Below are 15510 nucleotides of genomic sequence, written 5' to 3'. Positions count from 1 at the left end.
CGGCGCGCCCTTCATCGTTTCAGGCCAGCTTCCGCGGCAGCTCGCGGCCCCCAGTGAAGGCGTCGATCGCCTCGACCATCTGGCCGTAATGGATGCGCAGGCCGTCTGAGGTCGCGTAGCCGAGATGCGGCGTCAGCACGAGGTTGTCGAGCTTGCGGAAGGGATGGTCGACCGGCAACGGCTCGACCGCGAACACGTCGATGCCGGCGCCCGCGATCTTGCGCTGCTGCAAGGCCTCGAGCAGCGCCGCCTCATCGACAATTGGCCCGCGCGCGGTGTTGACGAGGAAGGCCGTCGGCTTCATCCGCGCGAGATCGTCGCGGCTCACCAGCCCGCGCGAGCGCTCGCTCAGCACCACATGGATGGTGACGATATCGGCCTTGGCGAACAGCTCCTCCTTGGTGGCGTAGCCGACGCCGGCCGCCGCGCATTTCTCCGGCGTCAGGTTCGGGCTCCAGGCAATCACGTTCATGCCGAACGCCTTGGCGATCCCGGCCATCCTGCTGCCGAGCTTGCCGAGCCCGACAATGCCGAGCGTCATGCCCTCGATCTCGACGCCGGCAAAGGTCTGCCAGGGCTCGCCAGCATGCATGCGCGCGTTCTCGCGGCCGATGCCGCGGGTCAGCTCCAGGATCAGGCCCATGGTCAGCGGTGCGGTGGGATCGCGCGAATATTGCGTGCCTGCGACGGTGACGCCGCGCGCCTTCGCGGCTTCCATGTCGATCGCGGCGTTGCGCATGCCCGACGTGAGCAGCAGCTTCAGCTTCGGCAGGCTCTCGAACAGGCTCTTCGGGAAGGCCGTGCGCTCGCGCATCGCGCAGATGATCTCGAAATCGGCCAGCGCGCTGGCCGCAGCCCGCTCGGAGGCGAAGGGATGGCTGAACACGGTGACGTCGAGGCGGTCGGACAGTTTCTGCCAGTCGGCGACGTCGAGCGCGAGATTGAAATAGTCGTCGAGAATTGCACAGCGCAGCCGGCTCATCAGCGTTCATCCAGGGCCAGAGTTGATGGCGAGAGGTGAGGGCGCTGGGCGCGCGCCATCGTCGGAACCGGGCCATGGTTGCGCGCAATCAGGACGGCGCGCAAGCCGCTTGCGTCTTCAAAAGTCCGATAGGAAGGAGGCGCTCAGAGATCCCGGGGCTTCAGGCGGAACGGCGCATCCATGCCGTGCTTGGCGCGCCATGCCGGACCGGGGCCACGCATGTAGTGCAGTTCGGGCCGGTAGGGATTGAAGGCGGTGGCGAAGAAGCGCTTCCAGAATCCCTTGATCTCCGAGACGAAGCCGGAGACGTGGCCGGCTTCTGCCGGAACAGGAAGAGAATGGGTCTCGATCAGAGCCATGATGCGGCCTCGCTGTGCTCCCGTTCGTTCTGAGCGGGTGGCGCTGTTTCCGCGCGAAACCGAGCTTTCGGCCTGATTTATTAAAAGATGGTTTCAATTGTCCGGATCGGTGACCGGATGGTGTCCGTCCCGTATTCATCCGTGGTGAACGGACGGAAAACATTGCCCTTTGGGGGCGGGATCGCTACATCGCAGGCTAAGCAAATTTCCTCAAATCGAAGGTTTTCGGGACCGATGGCACGCCAGTTCATCTATTTCATGCAGGGCCTGACCAAGAGCTACCCGACCCGGAAGGTGCTCGATAACATCCATCTGTCGTTCTACCCGGACGCCAAGATCGGCGTGCTCGGCGTCAACGGCTCGGGCAAGTCGACGCTGCTCAAGATCATGGCTGGCCTCGACAAGGAGTATAACGGCGAGGCCTGGGTCGCGCAGGGCGCCCGTGTCGGCTATCTCGAGCAGGAGCCGCACCTCGATCCGGCACTCAGCGTGCGCGAGAACGTCATGCTGGGCGTCGCCAAGCAGAAGGCCATCCTCGATCGCTACAACGAGCTGGCGATGAACTACTCCGAGGAAACCGCCGACGAGATGACCAAGCTACAGGACGAGATCGAGGCCCAGGGCCTCTGGGATCTCGACAGCAAGGTCGACCAGGCCATGGACGCGCTGCGCTGCCCGCCCGACGATGCGGATGTCACGAAGCTCTCCGGCGGTGAGCGCCGCCGCGTCGCGCTGTGCAAGCTGCTGCTCGACCAGCCCGAGCTGCTGCTGCTGGACGAGCCGACCAACCATCTCGATGCCGAGTCGGTGTCCTGGCTCGAAGGCCATCTGCGCAACTATCCCGGCGCGATCCTGATCGTGACCCATGATCGCTACTTCCTCGACAACGTCACGAGCTGGATTCTCGAGCTCGATCGCGGCAAGGGCATTCCCTACGAGGGCAATTACTCGTCCTGGCTGGTGCAGAAGCAGAAGCGGCTGGAGCAGGAGGGACGCGAGGACGCAGCGCATCAGAAGACGCTCGCGCGCGAGCAGGAATGGGTCGCCTCGTCACCGAAGGCACGCCAAGCCAAGTCCAAGGCGCGCTATCAGCGCTACGAGGATCTGCTCAAGCAGGCGAGCGAGAAGCAGACCCAGACCGCGCAGATCATCATTCCGGTCGCCGAGCGGCTTGGCGCCAACGTCGTCGACTTCGAAGGTCTCAGCAAAGGCTTCGGCGACCGCCTGCTGATCGACGATCTCACCTTCAAGCTGCCGCCCGGCGGCATCGTCGGTGTGATCGGCCCCAACGGCGCCGGCAAGACCACGCTGTTCAAGATGATCACCAAGCAGGAACAGCCGGACAACGGCACCATCACGGTCGGCGAGACCGTGCATCTCGGTTATGTCGACCAGTCGCGCGACGCGCTCGACGGCAGCAAGAACGTGTGGGAGGAGATCTCCGGCGGCAACGAGCTGATCCTGCTCGGCAAGAAGGAAGTCAACTCGCGTGGCTATTGCTCGGCGTTCAACTTCAAGGGTGCCGACCAGCAGAAGAAGGTCGGCGCGCTGTCCGGCGGTGAACGCAATCGCGTGCATCTCGCCAAGATGCTGAAGTCCGGCGCCAACGTGCTGCTGCTGGACGAGCCGACCAACGACCTCGACGTCGACACGCTGCGCGCGCTCGAAGAGGCGCTGGAGGATTTCGCAGGCTGCGCCGTCATCATCAGCCATGACCGCTGGTTCCTCGACCGTATCGCGACCCACATCCTGGCCTTCGAAGGCGACAGCCATGTCGAATGGTTCGAAGGCAACTTCCAGGATTACGAGAAGGACAAGATGCGCCGGCTCGGCCAGGACAGCATCATTCCGCACCGCGTGAAGTACAAGAAGCTGACGCGGTGATTTCGGCATGATGCGGCGGGCGCTCATCGCTGCGGTGATCGTGGTCACCTGCGGCTGGACGTCCGCGCGCGCCGCCGATGCCGCCTTCACCCAGTTCATCGCCTCGCTGTGGCCGGAGGCGCAGGCAGAAGGCGTCTCGCGCAAGACGTTCGACGAGCAGACGCGCGGGCTCGAGCCCGACTACAAGCTGCCCGATCTGATCCTGCCCGGACGGCCCGCGCTAGGTGCGCCGTCGCAGGCCGAGTTCGTGCAGGTGCCGGCCGACTACGTCAAGGAAGCCTCGATCGCGCGGCTTGCGGGCGAAGGACAGCGGCTGCTGCAGAAATATCGCGCCTCGCTGAGCGAGATCGAGAAGAAGTCCGGCGTGCCGGCAACCGTGATGCTCGCGATCTGGGGCCGCGAGACCGATTACGGCCGCTACACGCTGCCTTACGATCTCGTCCGCGTGCTGGCGACGCAGGCCTATGTCGGGCGACGCAAGGATCAATACCGCACCGAGTTCATCCTTGCGCTGAAGATCCTCGGCGAAGGCGTGGTGACGCGCAAGGACATGCGCTCGTCCTGGGCCGGCGCCACCGGGCTGACGCAGTTCCTGCCGTCCGAATATTACAAGCACGGTGTCGATTTCGACGGCGACGGCCGCATCGACATCTGGCATTCGGTGCCGGATGCGCTGGCCTCAGCCGCGCAGCAACTCGTCAACAAGGGCTGGCAGAGCGGCGTGCGCTGGGCCTACGAGGTGCAGGCGCCGGCCAAGGTCGATTGCACCACCGGTGTGCCCGAGGTGACGAAGCCGCTGGGCCAGTGGTTGCGCGAAGGCCTTGTGCCGGTGCGCGGGCAGAAGCTTAGTGCCACCGAGCAGGCGCAGCCGGCTTCGCTGTTGCAGCCGGAAGGCATCTATGGCCCGTCATTCCTGACCACGAAGAACTACTTCGTCATCAAGGAATACAATTTCTCCGACCTCTATGTGCTGTTCGTCGGTCATCTGGCCGACCGCATGACGAGCCCGCTTCCGTTCGCAACGCCATGGGCGGCCTCGAAGCAATTGCGCACCAGGGATGTCGAGACCATGCAGCGTGGGCTTACGCGCGTCGGGCTCTACAAGGACAAGATCGACGGCAAGGCCGGCATGCAGACGCGCGCCGCGCTCGGTGCCTATCAGAAGTCGGCGGGCCTCAAGGTCGATTGCTGGCCCAGCGAAGAGGTGCTGCGCTCGATCCAGGCGGCGCGATAGCGCGCGACCAAAGAAAAAGCCCGGCCGATGGTCTCGGCCGGGCTTCGATCGCGGCGCTCACGAGCGCCGGTGCGATCAGATCAGTAGCAGACGCGAACCGGACGAACGACCCAGCCGTAACCGTCCCAATAACGCTGACGCTGCCAGTAGCAGGGCGGGGGCGGCGGGCCGGGCTCGGCGACGTAAACGGGGCCGCCATAGGCCGGACGGCTCGACGCGATGGCGCCGCCGACGATGGCGCCGCCGATCAGGCCGGCCGCGATGCCGGCGCCAACGCCGTCATGGGCCTTGGCGGACGGAGTGGCGGTCACCAGCGAACCGGCGACCGTCGCAACCGTGAGGGCGGCAACTAAAGTCTTCTTCATGCTCTTGGCTCTCCTGGGAGATGGGTTCCTCTTGTTAGAGGCGCCCGGGTTTCAAAGGTTCACGCACACGCTGATGGAATTGGCCGTGCAGCTAGGAAGCGCGCAATTGGTCAACCCACGGTAAACGCACACGGAGCTGTGACGAGAAAAAGCGGTCTTTTTCAGGCCCGGAGATGAACGGCGAATCCGTAGTGAACCGGTCAGCCGATGTGGTCGCGATGGACCGGTTCGAGTCGCCTCAGCCGCAGACTCTGACGCGGCGGACGCGCCAGGCATAGCCGTCCCAGAAGCGCTGCTTCTGCCAGACGCAGCCGCCGCCGTAATAGTCGTCAGAGACATAGCCCGGGCCCGGCGCATAGTAGCGGGGCGGGTAATAGCCGGGTTCGTAATAGCCGGGTCCGGGTCCGTAATAATACGGAGAGGCCAGCGCGCCGCCGACAATGGCGCCGCCGATGATGCCGGCCGCTACGCCCGCCGCGACGCCGCGCTGTGCATGGGCCGGGGTTCCGGCCGCAACGGCCAGGGAGGCGACGGCGGCGACCGTCAGGAGCAACTTCTTCATCGGCTTGACCTTTCGTACGAACACGCGGGAACCCTTTGGGAGCAGAGTTCCATACTTCGTTTGAATGATCAATGAACGGCACCTTGGTGGCGGGCGACCAATTGATGTGAACCGCAGGCTCGGCCAGGAGGCGACGATGGGCAACGCGATGATCAATGCATTGATTGCTGCCGGGGTCGTGTCCGCGATCGGTTACGGCTGGCTCACCCATCTCCAGAACCGCGGCCAGCGGCGCTCCCGCGCCGGGGCGGGTGGCGATGGCAGCAGCAGCGGCGACACCTATTCGGGCAGCAATAACGGCTTCTCGCTGGGAAGCTGGTTTTCCAGCGACAGTTCGGGCAGCTCGGCCGACAGCGGCAGCTGTTCCAGCAGCGACAGCGGCAGCAGTGGTGGCGATTGCGGAGGCGGCGGCGATGGTGGGGGAGGCGGAGGCGGCGATTAGATCCGCTCCAATCTTGATCCAGCGCAACGCTGAAATTTAGGGCCGTTCTAGGCTGCTTTTGGGCCAGTTTGGAATAGCTTCAAATACCGCTTTTTCCTTTTGCATCCGGCGGGCTCGTTAAATATCGATGATGACGCATCACCGAAGGGCCTGCCGCTTCCATGATCGTTTGTTCCTGTAACGTGCTGAGCGATGACGACATCCGTGCCGCCGTCGCCGAGTCCGACGACGCCGTGCGCCATGCCAAGCAGGTCTATGGATGCCTCGGCTGCAGCGCCGAATGCGGTCGCTGCGCCCGGACGATCAAGACCATCATCGACGAAGCCCTTGGCCCCTGCGCCCAGTCCTGCTGTGCCGGCTGTCCGCACAACCACACTGTGGCTGCCAATGACGAAGCGGCTGAGCCCGCCCAGTTCGCCCTCGCGGCCTGCTGAAAGCCTTCGCAGCTCGGTTGAGCATTTCCCCGGCCGCGCCGCCGTAGCCAGTTGCCCTCATTCGTAAACTGACTTAGAAGCGTTCTAAATTCGGTTTTGGGCCGATTTGGACTGCAAGAGCTGGAGTGAACCATGCAGGGCGACGCAAAAGTCATCGACTATCTCAACAAGGCACTGCGTCACGAACTGACTGCGATCAACCAGTACTGGCTGCACTACCGCTTCCTCGACAATTGGGGCCTCCTCGACATGGCCAAGGTCTGGCGCAAGGAGTCCATCGAGGAGATGGAGCACGCCGACAAGCTCACCGCGCGCATCCTGTTCTTCGACGGCTTTCCGAACATGCAGGTGCTCGATCCCTTGCGCATCGGCCAGAACGTCAAGGAGATCATCGAGTGCGACCTCGCTGCCGAGATGAGCGCGCGTGCGCTCTACCAGGAAGCGGCGACCTACTGCCACGGCGTCAAGGACTACGTCACGCGTGACTTGTTCGAGAAGCTGATGAGCGACGAGGAGCACCACATCGACTTCCTCGAAACCCAGCTCGACCTGATCGGCCGCATCGGCCTCGAGCTCTACACCCAGAAGCACGTCGGTGGGCTCGAGGGTGAGGGGCACTAAGCTTCGGCTCTGGCGCATACTCGGTGTCGTCCCGGCGAAAGCCGGGACCCATACCGCGTGATCTATCTGGATGCGCCGGTATGAGTACCGTGGGACGAGTTCTTCACTGCGAGTCTTCGCAAAACCACTCCCTGTGGCTATGGATCCCGGATCTGCGCTGCGCTTGTCCGGGACGACACCGTGATTGTCGCCCCACCTACAACTGCGTCTTGTAGATCTCTTCCACGGTCTCCTGGCTCGCCGGTTCGCCGAGGCCGGTCTGGTCGTGGATGACCGTGACGATGCTGGGCATCACCGAGCGCTGCACTTTCTCCGGCGACCACAGCTTCGAGCGCATCAGCGCCTTGCCGCAATGGAAATAGACTTCGCTGACGGCGACGTTCAGCACCGCCCGCGGTGGCTTGCCGAATTCCACCATGGAAGCGAGCAGATCCGGATCGGCCGACAGCGTGCCGCGTCCGCCGACGCGTAGCGTCTCGTCGATGCCGGGCACGAAGAACAACAGATGCACGAAGCCCGAGCCTTCGACGACGTTGCGGAAACTGTCGATCCGGTTGTTGCCGGAGCGGTCAGGCATCAATAGCTGGTTCGGACCGGCGACGTGGACGAAGCCGGTGCCGCCGCCGCGTGGCGAGGCATCGACGCTGCCGTCCGCGCCCGACGTCGCGAGCACGCAGAACGGCGACATCTCGATGAACTTCCTCGCATGCGCGTCGATCGCGGGACGCGCTTTCGCGATCACGCGCGGGCTCGGCTTGGCGTAGATGGTGGTGAGGTCTTCGGCGCAAAGATCGGTCAATGGCGTGCCTCCGCTTCAGCTTGGCGGCAAGCTACCCAATCGGGCCGCCTCCAGCCAATGGAATCGATCAAGACGTTTTACACGGCATCGGCCGGCACGAAGCAGCTGATGATGATGGCGCCGCGGTGGCGAACGTACCACACCACGGCCTGGCCGACCGGATTGCCCCGGTCGCGGATGATGGCGCGCTCGGGCACCTCCATCCATTGCCCTTCGATCGGCACCCAATAAGCGCCGCTGCGCACATCGTAGTCGGTGCGATGGCCGTCCGAGACATCGCAGCAGGGCACGCCGTTCGGCGCGATCACGCTCTTGAACCAGGCGCGGATATCGGGCGGGATGTGGTCATATTGCCCGTTGTCGAATGCGAGTGCGGCGCTGGTCAGCGCCGTCATCGCGACCAGCCAAACGCACAGTGCGAGCCTGTGCATGCGATCCCTCCTCGTCGCGTTCCGCTATTCGCGCGCGAGTCTTGCTCGCGTCGATTCCATCGGTGACGCGATTAAGCCCGAGCTGTCAGCGCATTGCATGCCCAAATAATATGCGGCTCCGAAGTGCCGCACATGATGCGCTGCAAAATCAGCGACGCGCCGATTCGATCGTTTGTTGCGGCGTGCTCTCCAGCAATTGCCGCACCTGCTCGCTGTAGAATTTCGCATTGCCGGTGGTGCCGTGGCCGCGCGTCTCGGCGCTCGCCGGGATCAGATAGAGGCGGCCGTTTTTGACCCGCTTCATGGCCGCGTCCGTGATGCCGGTCTCGGGCGGGTTGCGCTCGTCGTCGGCGGAATTGATCAGCAGCAGCGATGCTTCGATGGCTTCCAGCTTCTCGCCGGCATTATAGTCGTGCGAGGACTCCCACTGGTAGACGAAGTCGTTGGCATCCGCCGTGATCGGCGTCGCCAACCGGTCGTTGACGATCTTGTCGGCCTTGGCCGCGGTCGGCGCCTGCGATTGGTAGGCCAGGGTGCCGCCGATGCTGGCGATGCCGTAGGCGGTGATGGCATATCTCATCATGCGCGGCTGGCTGGTGTAATTGCCGCCATTGTAGTCCGGGTCGTTGCGGATGGTGTCGAGCATGATCCGCCGCAGCATCCAGTTGCGCGACGCCATCTCGGTCGGCTGCGAGGCCATCGGGATCAGCGCGTCCATCGCGTTCGGATATTTCTCGCCCCACAGCCAGGTGTGCATGCCGCCCATCGAATTGCCGATGACGAGCCGCAGATGCTTGACGCCGAGTCCTTCCGTCACCAGGCGATGCTGCGCCTCGACCATGTCGTCATAATCGTATTTCGGGAAGCTCGTCTTCATGCCGTCCGAGGGTTTTGACGATTTGCCATGACCGATGCCGTCGGGAAGGATGATGTAATATTTGGAGGCGTCGAGCGGTTGCCCCGCGCCGAACAGCTCCCCGGCGAAGGCGGGTGACAGCATGCTTGTGCCCGAGCCGCCCGTGCCGTGCAGCACGAGCACCGGTTGGCCTGAGGGCTCGCCGATTGTGGTGTAGTGCAGCTTCAGCTCCGGCATGGTCTCACCGGTGTGGAACTTGAAGTCCCTGGCGATCCAGTCGCCCTGCTTGGGTGCCGGATAATCGGCGGCCAGGACCGGCATTGAAAAGGACAGCAGGACAGCCGACAGCGCGGCGCAGGAAGCCTTCATGTTTCTCTCCCCATTGCGGCTCATGGTCGGCGGCCGCGTTGGAGCGGAACTTAGCAGAAGTGCGCGGAAGGATGTAGGATTTCGGCTCCGCCGATCGTCTTCAAGGAAACATCCGGAAGAGGCCCCTGCATGTGCCGCAACATCAAGACGCTGTTCAACTTCGAGCCGCCGGCGACGGAGGATGAGATCCACGCCAGTGCGCTCCAGTTCGTGCGAAAACTGTCCGGCTTCAACAAGCCGTCGCAGGCCAACGAGGCGGCGTTCGACCGTGCAGTGGCCGAGGTCTCGCAGGCTGCGCGAAATCTCCTGACCTCGCTGCACACCCATGCGCCGGCGCGGGACCGCGAGGTCGAGGCGGAAAGGGCGAAGGAGCGCTCGCGGCTGCGCTTCGGTTAGAGGGCTGCAGCTTCGCATTCCGTGATCTGGCTCACGGTATGGGGCGCCTCGTCCTGCAATGATGTCCGCCGGGATTTTGACAGCCCGGAGCAGGATCATGAGCCGCCCCCTTCTTCCGCTGAAAGCAGGTGCCATCGTCTTCACGCTGCTGTGGACTGCGTGGATGATGTGGTGGAGCGGCTCGTTCTCGAGCGCCAACGTGATCATCCTGGCCCTGTGCGGCGCGGCAGTGGGCTATCTCTGGTATCGCGCCATGCGCTGGCAGTTCGAGCGCATGGGCATGCTGCCGCGCAAGGATGACGCTTCCGGCGCGTCTTGATTTGGCTCGTGTCCCGGACGCGGTGCGGCGCGAAGTGCCGCTCCGCAGAGCCGGGACCCAGTCATCGTCAGCGCAGCTCCCGGCGATAAGGGCCTCGGCTCAGCAGCGCAGCATTGCATGCCGCGCTGCGTCCGGGGCACCGGCATCGCTAATCCCGGTGCTTCTTCTTTTTCTTCTTCTTCCTGTGCTCGTCGCTTTCGCCTTCGTCGCTCTCGTCGTCGACGATGGCCTCATCTGGCTCCTGCACGGCGGCCTCCAGCGCCTCGCGCTCGGCGGCGTCGCGCTCGCGTTGGCGGCGGCGCTCGTCCCAGGCGTCGAACAGTTGCTCGAGCCACGGCAGCACCTGTTCGATCGAGGGCAATTGACCGGCAGGCCCAGCCTCGCCGCGCGGGCCTTGCGGCCCCGCCGGCCCCTGCGGTCCGGCAGGTCCCTGCGCGCCGGCGGCCCCACGCGGGCCAGCCTCGCCCTGCTTGCCTTGCGGACCGAGCTTGCCCTGAGGTCCCGCCCTTCCGATCGGCCCCGGCTTGCCTTGCGGACCCGGCTTGCCGCGCGCGCCGTCGGGACCGCGCCGGCCCGGATGACCCTGCGGTCCCGGCCGTCCCGGCTCGCCCTGCCGTCCGCGCGGCCCTTGAGATCCCTGCCGTTTCTGTTCGTCTGCCACGCCGCTGCTCCCTTGACCGGAAGCAAGCTACTTAGCGGCGTTTGACGACAGCAGCAATTCCGCCGGGACAGCTCACCACGCTTGATCAACATCAATCGGCGGCACGCGCTGCTGTGTCATCGATCGCACGGCCACATCTCTTGCGAGGAGCGACCGATTCGCGCAGCGTGGAAGATCCTTTGGCTGTTCGCTGCCGTCCTTGCAGCAGCGCTTGGCCTCGCGCACCAACTGGTACCCGACGTCGTGCCGGTCGCGTTCGCCGAGGAGCCGCAGCCGTCATGGGCTGTCATGACGGCCTTCTTCCTCCGCGCGATCGAGATGATCGCAGCCTCGGTCGTGATGATCGCGCTTGCGGTCATCATCGGCGGATTGATTCAGCGGCGCGTCCTCGGACGCTAATCCTGATAGGCGGGCACGTCGATGCCGGACGCCGCGTAGATCCTGATCTTGTTGCGCAGCGTGCGCACCGACAGGCCGAGCACGCGCGATGCGCGGGTGCGGTTGCCGTCGCAGCGCGCAAGCGTCTGAAGCACGAGCTCGCGCTCGACTTCGTCGACGGTGGCGCCGATCAGAAGCGGAACGATCTGGTTGGGAGCAAGGAATTGCGCGCCCGACTCGGACGCAGCGACATGAACAGTGGTCATCAACACACCTCCCGATCAACGCCCGCTGCCATCTTTGGAAGCGGATCGAGAACCAACGACCCCCAAGCCGTAGATGTACGGTGGGCGGGTTTGGTTAATGAAAGGTTAATCGCGAACGAACGCACCAATTGACCCCAGGAATGCCGCTAAGCCGCCGCGATTGGCGCCAGATGCATCGTGATGCGGGACTATCTCTTCCACACATGCGGTGTCATCGTCCGGTCCAGTGGCGCAATTGCCGACAAGGCGGACGATGATCCCGTGCGCGGGGATAGTGAGTCGCGCCTCACACCGTCCGGTAGCCGCCGTCCACCATCACGATCGTTCCCGTGACATAGGCCGACAGATCCGACGCGAGGAAGATCGCGGGCCCGACGATATCCTCGGGCTTGCCGGTGCGCGCCAGCGGGGTGTGGTCGACGAAGGCCTGCACCAGCGCCGGATTGGTCGCGCGCACATTGGCGTTGATGTTGGTCTCGATGAAGCCCGGCCCGATCGCGTTGACGCGCACGCCTTCCTTGCCGAGCTCGACCGCGAGCGCCTTGGTGAAGCCGAGCACGCCGTGTTTCGAGGTCGTGTAGGCAGCCGAGCTCGGCGTGCGCAGATGCACGAAGGACTGGATCGAGCCGATATTGACGATGCGGCCTTTGCTCGCGCGCAAGGGTGCGAGGAAGGCCTGCGTCATGTTGAAGACGCCGTTGAGGTTGAGCGAGATGATGTCGTTCCAGTCCTTCGCCACCGTCTCGGTCTCCGCGGTGAAGGCGTTGCGGCGAGTAATGCCGGCATTGTTGACGAGGATCGAGACCTGCCCGACCTTGTCGGCGATCTGCTTGGCGAGCGCAAAACAGTCCTCGCGCCGGGTCACGTCGAGCGCAAAACTCTCGACCCTGCCGCCCGCTTTGCTGATCTCCTGGGCGGCCTCCGCGACCGTGTCGGCATTGACGTCGAGCAGCACCACTTGCGCGCCCTCGCGAGCGTAGCCGGCCGCGATGGCCCGGCCGATGCCGGAGCCGGCGCCGGTAATGACGGCGATGTGGTTTGCGAGCAATGCCATGACATTTTTCTCCCGATTTCGTTTCGAAGTTTCACGAAACGCTAACTCGAAATTAAGGGGACGGAAACGGCAGCCTTGGCATACTGATCTTCATTGCTAAACGTTGCGCGCATGATGGAACGGCTCGACACACGGCTCGACTCCTGGAAACTCGCCCTTGAACGCCTGCGGTCGGCGCAATCGGCCGATTGGGCCGAGGCGGGCCGGCTCGTGGCCGAGATCGCGCGGACGAGCGTCGATGCCACGCTGCGCCAGGCCGCCGAGCAGGCGCTTCCGGTGCTGCGCCAGGCGGTCGAGAATGACGATCACGGCGTCACGCTGGCGGCCCAGCGCCGCATCGGCGTCGTTCTCGAAGTCGTTCATGATCTGACCGCGCCGCGCTTCGGCCGGCGCAACGCCACGCCGAAACAGCTGTCCAGCGAGGATCGTGCCCGCAAGATGCTCGGCCTGCCGCTCGCGGTGCAGCTCACCTGCGAGGACATCAACCAGGCCTATCGCCGCGCCGCCAAGGGCATGCATCCCGACCACGGCGGCAGCACGCAAGCCTTCATCGACCTCGCCGCCGCGCGCGACGTCCTGATCCATCCCGGCGCGCACAAGGACGCGTGAGGTGCTCGACGATATCTCGTAGGGTGGACAAAGGCGCCAAGCGCCGTGCCCACCATCTTCGTGGTGGATGGAAACGGTGGGCACGCTTGCGCTTTGCCCACCCTGCGACATCTCGAAGAGAAACGGGCAAGAACGCATGCCCGCGTCCTTGCCCGCTCTTCGTCCGCCGATCGAAATCTTACCAGGTGCACTGGCCGTTCTTCAGCGCTGCGTCCTTCACGGCGAGTGCGTCGATGAACGTCGGCACGGTTGCGCTGGCGCGATGATAGCCGGCCGGCCACGGCGTGGTCGGGATGCTCTCGTCCCAGATCTGGCAGAGGCCGGTGTCCTGCCAGCGGATCAGGTGATAGCTGGCTTCCGCTGGGTTCGCCGCGACGAAGGCGGTGACGGCAAGACCGGCGGCAGCGCACAGCACGGAAATACGACGCATGATCAGCTCCTCAAATGAATGATGTGATGCGCCTCCCGGCAATGCGGGGAGGGCTGGTGCCGGACGCTGGGGATGCGCCCCGGACAAGATGTGAGTAGTTCCGCAGGCCGGTCAGGTTCAAAGCGCGCGAGCGGGACATGGCTGATTTCGGCCGGAAAACGCGCGGTCCCGCAAAAGAAGAAGGCGGATCGCTCGCGCGACCCGCCCTCCAAATCCGGTCCGTTGCAAAAGCTCAGAGCGTGCAGCGGCGCTCGGCGCGCATCTTGATCTGGACGTCGGAAGCGGCCTGGAAGGTCGGGAGCGGCTTGCTGACGACCTTGTAGGTCGACACGCCCCATTGGAACGGCTTGTACTTCAGGTCCTCGTTCCAGACCTGGCAGATGCCGGTGTTGTCCCAGCGGATCACGTAATAGCCGACCGCCGCCGAGGCCGGCACGGCGAACACGGAGGTGGCGATGCCGGCAACGGCACAGAGGGCGAGAACGCGACGCATGAAATATCTCCTTGTGGGGAAGTGGGACGCAAAAATTCGTGCGGTAAAAGCAGGTCCTTTGCAAGCCGGGGAGCTGCCGTTCACGGACATGTCAGCTGTTCCCCAAGCATTTGGTTCGGCCGCGTGCCCGGCAAGCCACACGCTCAGTGGCTCACTTCGCCAGCGACGCCACCGCCTCGATCTCGATCAGCATGCTCGGGTCGGGCAGGGCGTGAACCACGCAGGTGGTGCGCGCCGGATAGGGCGGCGGGCCGAAGGCGCCGGCATAGAGCGCATTCATGGCGGCGACGTCGGAGGCGCGGGTCAAGAGGACGTTGACCTTGACGAGGTCGCGGACACCGGCGCCGGCCTCGCCCAGCACGCGCTTGATGTTGACGACGACATTGGCGAACTGCGCCTCGAAACCGTCGGGCAGCGCACCATTGGCATCGAAGCCGGGAATGCCGGAGACGAACAGGAGATCACCGACGCGCGTCGCAAAGGACAGCGGCGGCGCCTTCACGTGCGGCGGGGGCGCGAAATGCTGGATCGGCATGGCATCACCTCGAATGCAGGAACGGGCGCGTAGCCCGCATGAGCGTAGCGACATGCGGGAGACTTGCAATCGGGTTGCGGAGACCGGCAAGAACAAAAACGCGAAAACAACCCCATGCACAGTAGAGATCATGTGGAGATCATTGAGTTTTTACAATTCGGTAAAGGCTAAACCTCCAAGTTGCTCCGTCGGGCAAGACAGGGGCGGAATGGGATGATGGCGATGCGCGACTTTGTGCCCGAACCTCCGCCGTCAGGCCCCGGCTTGACCGGGGCATCCATTGCGCCGCGGCCTCTCGGCTCAGTCACCGCCGCCTCTGGAATACTGGATCGCCCGGTTGGATGTTTGGACCGGGCGATGACGGTTGAGTGCGACGCCGCGCCTTGCGTCATGGCAGCCCCATCATTTTGCCGCCGCGATCCATCGGATAGATTCGCTGCGTCTGATTCGAATCCCTCCTTGAAAAATAGCCCCCGGAGATATCCATGAAGATCGCATCCACCTTCCGCGCCGCGCTGGTCGCCATTGCCGCCCTGGCCGGGCTCTCGACCTCGGCGATGGCCGACGGCGGCACCGTGGTGCTGACGATCTACAAGGCGGGCTGGATCATCGGCGGCTCCGGCGGTTCCGGCGTGCTCAACTTCCGCGGCCGCTCCTATGGGCTGTCCACCGGCGGGCTCGACTACGGTCTCGTCTTCGGCGGTTCCAAGACGGTGCTGCGCGGCCGCGTCTCCAACATCAATCGTCCCTCCGATGTCGCCGGCGTTTACGGCGCCGCCGGTGCCGGCCTTGCCGTCGGCCGCGGCGCCCGCGCCATCGTGCTCACCAACCAGAAGGGCGCCGTGCTGGAATTGACCGGCACCCAGGTGGGATTGATGGCGAATGCGGATCTCAGCGGCCTCGCGATCACGATGCGGTAGAGCAGGGTGCCGCCGTAGGGTGGGTTAGACCCTTGGCGTAACCCACCACTTCTGTCACCGCGGAAGGAGAAGAGGTGGGTTACGCGCATCGGCCCGCGCTTCGCGCAGCCG

23 protein-coding genes are annotated in these 15510 nt (G+C 64.4%); 10 read left to right on the top strand and 13 right to left on the bottom strand.

Annotated elements, in window-relative coordinates; translation table 11 throughout:
* Window positions 1–19 precede the first annotated feature (19 nt).
* Together XH81_RS33200 and XH81_RS33195 are read right to left on the bottom strand one after the other, a co-directional pair.
* Window positions 20–982, bottom strand: a complete 963-nt coding sequence (locus XH81_RS33200) for a D-2-hydroxyacid dehydrogenase family protein (RefSeq protein ID WP_028145606.1) — start codon at window positions 980–982, stop codon at window positions 20–22.
* A gap of 143 nt (window positions 983–1125) precedes the next feature.
* A complete protein-coding gene (locus XH81_RS33195) occupies window positions 1126–1341 on the bottom strand; it encodes a hypothetical protein (RefSeq protein WP_028145605.1) in 216 nt (71 codons plus the stop codon).
* Between the two features lie 234 nt (window positions 1342–1575).
* Between XH81_RS33195 and ettA the strand changes: the two genes are divergently transcribed.
* Entirely contained in the window at window positions 1576–3225 is a 1650-nt protein-coding gene (gene ettA / locus XH81_RS33190) for an energy-dependent translational throttle protein EttA (RefSeq protein WP_028145604.1), read from the top strand.
* Between the two features lie 7 nt (window positions 3226–3232).
* Window positions 3233–4459, top strand: a complete 1227-nt coding sequence (locus tag XH81_RS33185) for a lytic murein transglycosylase (protein WP_028145603.1) — start codon at window positions 3233–3235, stop codon at window positions 4457–4459.
* A gap of 80 nt (window positions 4460–4539) precedes the next feature.
* Here XH81_RS33185 and XH81_RS33180 read toward each other — a convergent pair whose 3' ends face one another.
* Together XH81_RS33180 and XH81_RS33175 are read right to left on the bottom strand one after the other, a co-directional pair.
* Window positions 4540–4824 (bottom strand): hypothetical protein, encoded by a 285-nt coding sequence (locus XH81_RS33180; protein ID WP_028145602.1) that lies wholly within the window; start codon window positions 4822–4824, stop codon window positions 4540–4542.
* 238 nt (window positions 4825–5062) lie between these two features.
* A complete protein-coding gene (locus XH81_RS33175; RefSeq protein ID WP_028145601.1) occupies window positions 5063–5386 on the bottom strand; it encodes a hypothetical protein in 324 nt (107 codons plus the stop codon).
* Between the two features lie 136 nt (window positions 5387–5522).
* Between XH81_RS33175 and XH81_RS33170 the strand changes: the two genes are divergently transcribed.
* The 3 genes from XH81_RS33170 (at window position 5523) to bfr (ending at window position 6883) form a co-directional block, all read left to right on the top strand.
* Window positions 5523–5828 carry a hypothetical protein gene (locus XH81_RS33170; RefSeq protein WP_028145600.1) on the top strand — a complete coding sequence of 102 codons (306 nt, stop codon included), beginning with the start codon at window positions 5523–5525 and terminating at the stop codon, window positions 5826–5828.
* A gap of 161 nt (window positions 5829–5989) precedes the next feature.
* Window positions 5990–6262: a (2Fe-2S)-binding protein gene (locus tag XH81_RS33165; RefSeq protein ID WP_018318601.1), complete on the top strand. Its 273-nt coding sequence runs from the start codon at window positions 5990–5992 to the stop codon at window positions 6260–6262.
* Between the two features lie 132 nt (window positions 6263–6394).
* On the top strand, window positions 6395–6883 hold the full coding sequence (bfr, locus tag XH81_RS33160; protein WP_011089420.1) for a bacterioferritin: 489 nt from the start codon (window positions 6395–6397) through the stop codon (window positions 6881–6883).
* Window positions 6884–7079: 196 nt separating this feature from the next.
* Here bfr and XH81_RS33155 read toward each other — a convergent pair whose 3' ends face one another.
* The 3 genes from XH81_RS33155 to XH81_RS33145 all read right to left on the bottom strand — a co-directional run bounded on the left by XH81_RS33155 (window position 7080) and on the right by XH81_RS33145 (window position 9338).
* The gene (locus XH81_RS33155; RefSeq protein WP_028145599.1) at window positions 7080–7682 is read right to left on the bottom strand and encodes a pyridoxamine 5'-phosphate oxidase family protein; all 603 of its coding nucleotides are present in this window, start codon (window positions 7680–7682) and stop codon (window positions 7080–7082) included.
* Window positions 7683–7759: 77 nt separating this feature from the next.
* Window positions 7760–8113 (bottom strand): hypothetical protein, encoded by a 354-nt coding sequence (locus XH81_RS33150; RefSeq protein ID WP_028145598.1) that lies wholly within the window; start codon window positions 8111–8113, stop codon window positions 7760–7762.
* 148 nt (window positions 8114–8261) lie between these two features.
* Window positions 8262–9338, bottom strand: a complete 1077-nt coding sequence (locus XH81_RS33145) for an alpha/beta fold hydrolase (protein ID WP_028145597.1) — start codon at window positions 9336–9338, stop codon at window positions 8262–8264.
* Between the two features lie 129 nt (window positions 9339–9467).
* Between XH81_RS33145 and XH81_RS33140 the strand changes: the two genes are divergently transcribed.
* Window positions 9468–9734, top strand: a complete 267-nt coding sequence (locus tag XH81_RS33140) for a DUF2277 domain-containing protein (protein WP_028145596.1) — start codon at window positions 9468–9470, stop codon at window positions 9732–9734.
* Between the two features lie 97 nt (window positions 9735–9831).
* The gene (locus XH81_RS33135) at window positions 9832–10053 is read left to right on the top strand and encodes a hypothetical protein (protein ID WP_028145595.1); all 222 of its coding nucleotides are present in this window, start codon (window positions 9832–9834) and stop codon (window positions 10051–10053) included.
* 148 nt (window positions 10054–10201) lie between these two features.
* Here XH81_RS33135 and XH81_RS33130 read toward each other — a convergent pair whose 3' ends face one another.
* Window positions 10202–10714, bottom strand: coding sequence for a collagen-like protein (locus XH81_RS33130; RefSeq protein WP_028145594.1), 513 nt, complete (start codon window positions 10712–10714; stop codon window positions 10202–10204).
* Between the two features lie 81 nt (window positions 10715–10795).
* Here XH81_RS33130 and XH81_RS33125 point away from each other — a divergent pair, with 81 nt between their 5' ends.
* The gene (locus tag XH81_RS33125; protein ID WP_240536316.1) at window positions 10796–11113 is read left to right on the top strand and encodes a hypothetical protein; all 318 of its coding nucleotides are present in this window, start codon (window positions 10796–10798) and stop codon (window positions 11111–11113) included.
* On the opposite strand, the gene XH81_RS33120 is transcribed toward XH81_RS33125, so the two are convergent.
* Together XH81_RS33120 and XH81_RS33115 are read right to left on the bottom strand one after the other, a co-directional pair.
* A complete protein-coding gene (locus tag XH81_RS33120; protein WP_028145592.1) occupies window positions 11110–11358 on the bottom strand; it encodes a helix-turn-helix domain-containing protein in 249 nt (82 codons plus the stop codon). The two genes, XH81_RS33125 and XH81_RS33120, sit on opposite strands and share 4 nt — an antisense overlap.
* A gap of 286 nt (window positions 11359–11644) precedes the next feature.
* On the bottom strand, window positions 11645–12412 hold the full coding sequence (locus XH81_RS33115; protein ID WP_028145591.1) for an SDR family NAD(P)-dependent oxidoreductase: 768 nt from the start codon (window positions 12410–12412) through the stop codon (window positions 11645–11647).
* 111 nt (window positions 12413–12523) lie between these two features.
* Here XH81_RS33115 and XH81_RS33110 point away from each other — a divergent pair, with 111 nt between their 5' ends.
* A complete protein-coding gene (locus XH81_RS33110) occupies window positions 12524–13021 on the top strand; it encodes a molecular chaperone DnaJ (RefSeq protein ID WP_028145590.1) in 498 nt (165 codons plus the stop codon).
* A gap of 178 nt (window positions 13022–13199) precedes the next feature.
* Here XH81_RS33110 and XH81_RS33105 read toward each other — a convergent pair whose 3' ends face one another.
* The 3 genes from XH81_RS33105 to XH81_RS33095 form a co-directional block, all read right to left on the bottom strand.
* Window positions 13200–13451 carry a hypothetical protein gene (locus tag XH81_RS33105; protein ID WP_028145589.1) on the bottom strand — a complete coding sequence of 84 codons (252 nt, stop codon included), beginning with the start codon at window positions 13449–13451 and terminating at the stop codon, window positions 13200–13202.
* Between the two features lie 232 nt (window positions 13452–13683).
* Entirely contained in the window at window positions 13684–13944 is a 261-nt protein-coding gene (locus tag XH81_RS33100; RefSeq protein ID WP_028145588.1) for a hypothetical protein, read from the bottom strand.
* A 151-nt stretch (window positions 13945–14095) separates the two neighbouring features.
* A complete protein-coding gene (locus XH81_RS33095; protein WP_028145587.1) occupies window positions 14096–14479 on the bottom strand; it encodes a RidA family protein in 384 nt (127 codons plus the stop codon).
* A gap of 485 nt (window positions 14480–14964) precedes the next feature.
* On the opposite strand from XH81_RS33095, the gene XH81_RS33090 reads away from it, so the two are divergent.
* Entirely contained in the window at window positions 14965–15399 is a 435-nt protein-coding gene (locus tag XH81_RS33090) for a hypothetical protein (RefSeq protein WP_028145586.1), read from the top strand.
* Window positions 15400–15510: the final 111 nt, after the last annotated feature.

This window comes from Bradyrhizobium sp. CCBAU 25360 (assembly GCF_028128695.1).
GTDB lineage: Bacteria > Pseudomonadota > Alphaproteobacteria > Rhizobiales > Xanthobacteraceae > Bradyrhizobium > Bradyrhizobium ottawaense.
This window is presented reverse-complemented; position numbering and strand designations above follow the sequence as displayed.

What these genes read in the sequence shown, in the direction of transcription:
- XH81_RS33200 (WP_028145606.1), bottom strand. Translation starts at nt 982, where the DNA reads ATGAGCCGGCTGCGCTGTGCAATTCTCGACGACTATTTCAATCTCGCG.
- XH81_RS33195 (WP_028145605.1), bottom strand. Translation starts at nt 1,341, where the DNA reads ATGGCTCTGATCGAGACCCATTCTCTTCCTGTTCCGGCAGAAGCCGGC.
- ettA (WP_028145604.1), top strand. Translation starts at nt 1,576, where the DNA reads ATGGCACGCCAGTTCATCTATTTCATGCAGGGCCTGACCAAGAGCTAC.
- XH81_RS33185 (WP_028145603.1), top strand. Translation starts at nt 3,233, where the DNA reads ATGATGCGGCGGGCGCTCATCGCTGCGGTGATCGTGGTCACCTGCGGC.
- XH81_RS33180 (WP_028145602.1), bottom strand. Translation starts at nt 4,824, where the DNA reads ATGAAGAAGACTTTAGTTGCCGCCCTCACGGTTGCGACGGTCGCCGGT.
- XH81_RS33175 (WP_028145601.1), bottom strand. Translation starts at nt 5,386, where the DNA reads ATGAAGAAGTTGCTCCTGACGGTCGCCGCCGTCGCCTCCCTGGCCGTT.
- XH81_RS33170 (WP_028145600.1), top strand. Translation starts at nt 5,523, where the DNA reads ATGGGCAACGCGATGATCAATGCATTGATTGCTGCCGGGGTCGTGTCC.
- XH81_RS33165 (WP_018318601.1), top strand. Translation starts at nt 5,990, where the DNA reads ATGATCGTTTGTTCCTGTAACGTGCTGAGCGATGACGACATCCGTGCC.
- bfr (WP_011089420.1), top strand. Translation starts at nt 6,395, where the DNA reads ATGCAGGGCGACGCAAAAGTCATCGACTATCTCAACAAGGCACTGCGT.
- XH81_RS33150 (WP_028145598.1), bottom strand. Translation starts at nt 8,113, where the DNA reads ATGCACAGGCTCGCACTGTGCGTTTGGCTGGTCGCGATGACGGCGCTG.
- XH81_RS33145 (WP_028145597.1), bottom strand. Translation starts at nt 9,338, where the DNA reads ATGAAGGCTTCCTGCGCCGCGCTGTCGGCTGTCCTGCTGTCCTTTTCA.
- XH81_RS33140 (WP_028145596.1), top strand. Translation starts at nt 9,468, where the DNA reads ATGTGCCGCAACATCAAGACGCTGTTCAACTTCGAGCCGCCGGCGACG.
- XH81_RS33135 (WP_028145595.1), top strand. Translation starts at nt 9,832, where the DNA reads ATGAGCCGCCCCCTTCTTCCGCTGAAAGCAGGTGCCATCGTCTTCACG.
- XH81_RS33120 (WP_028145592.1), bottom strand. Translation starts at nt 11,358, where the DNA reads ATGACCACTGTTCATGTCGCTGCGTCCGAGTCGGGCGCGCAATTCCTT.
- XH81_RS33115 (WP_028145591.1), bottom strand. Translation starts at nt 12,412, where the DNA reads ATGGCATTGCTCGCAAACCACATCGCCGTCATTACCGGCGCCGGCTCC.
- XH81_RS33110 (WP_028145590.1), top strand. Translation starts at nt 12,524, where the DNA reads ATGATGGAACGGCTCGACACACGGCTCGACTCCTGGAAACTCGCCCTT.
- XH81_RS33105 (WP_028145589.1), bottom strand. Translation starts at nt 13,451, where the DNA reads ATGCGTCGTATTTCCGTGCTGTGCGCTGCCGCCGGTCTTGCCGTCACC.
- XH81_RS33100 (WP_028145588.1), bottom strand. Translation starts at nt 13,944, where the DNA reads ATGCGTCGCGTTCTCGCCCTCTGTGCCGTTGCCGGCATCGCCACCTCC.
- XH81_RS33095 (WP_028145587.1), bottom strand. Translation starts at nt 14,479, where the DNA reads ATGCCGATCCAGCATTTCGCGCCCCCGCCGCACGTGAAGGCGCCGCCG.
- XH81_RS33090 (WP_028145586.1), top strand. Translation starts at nt 14,965, where the DNA reads ATGAAGATCGCATCCACCTTCCGCGCCGCGCTGGTCGCCATTGCCGCC.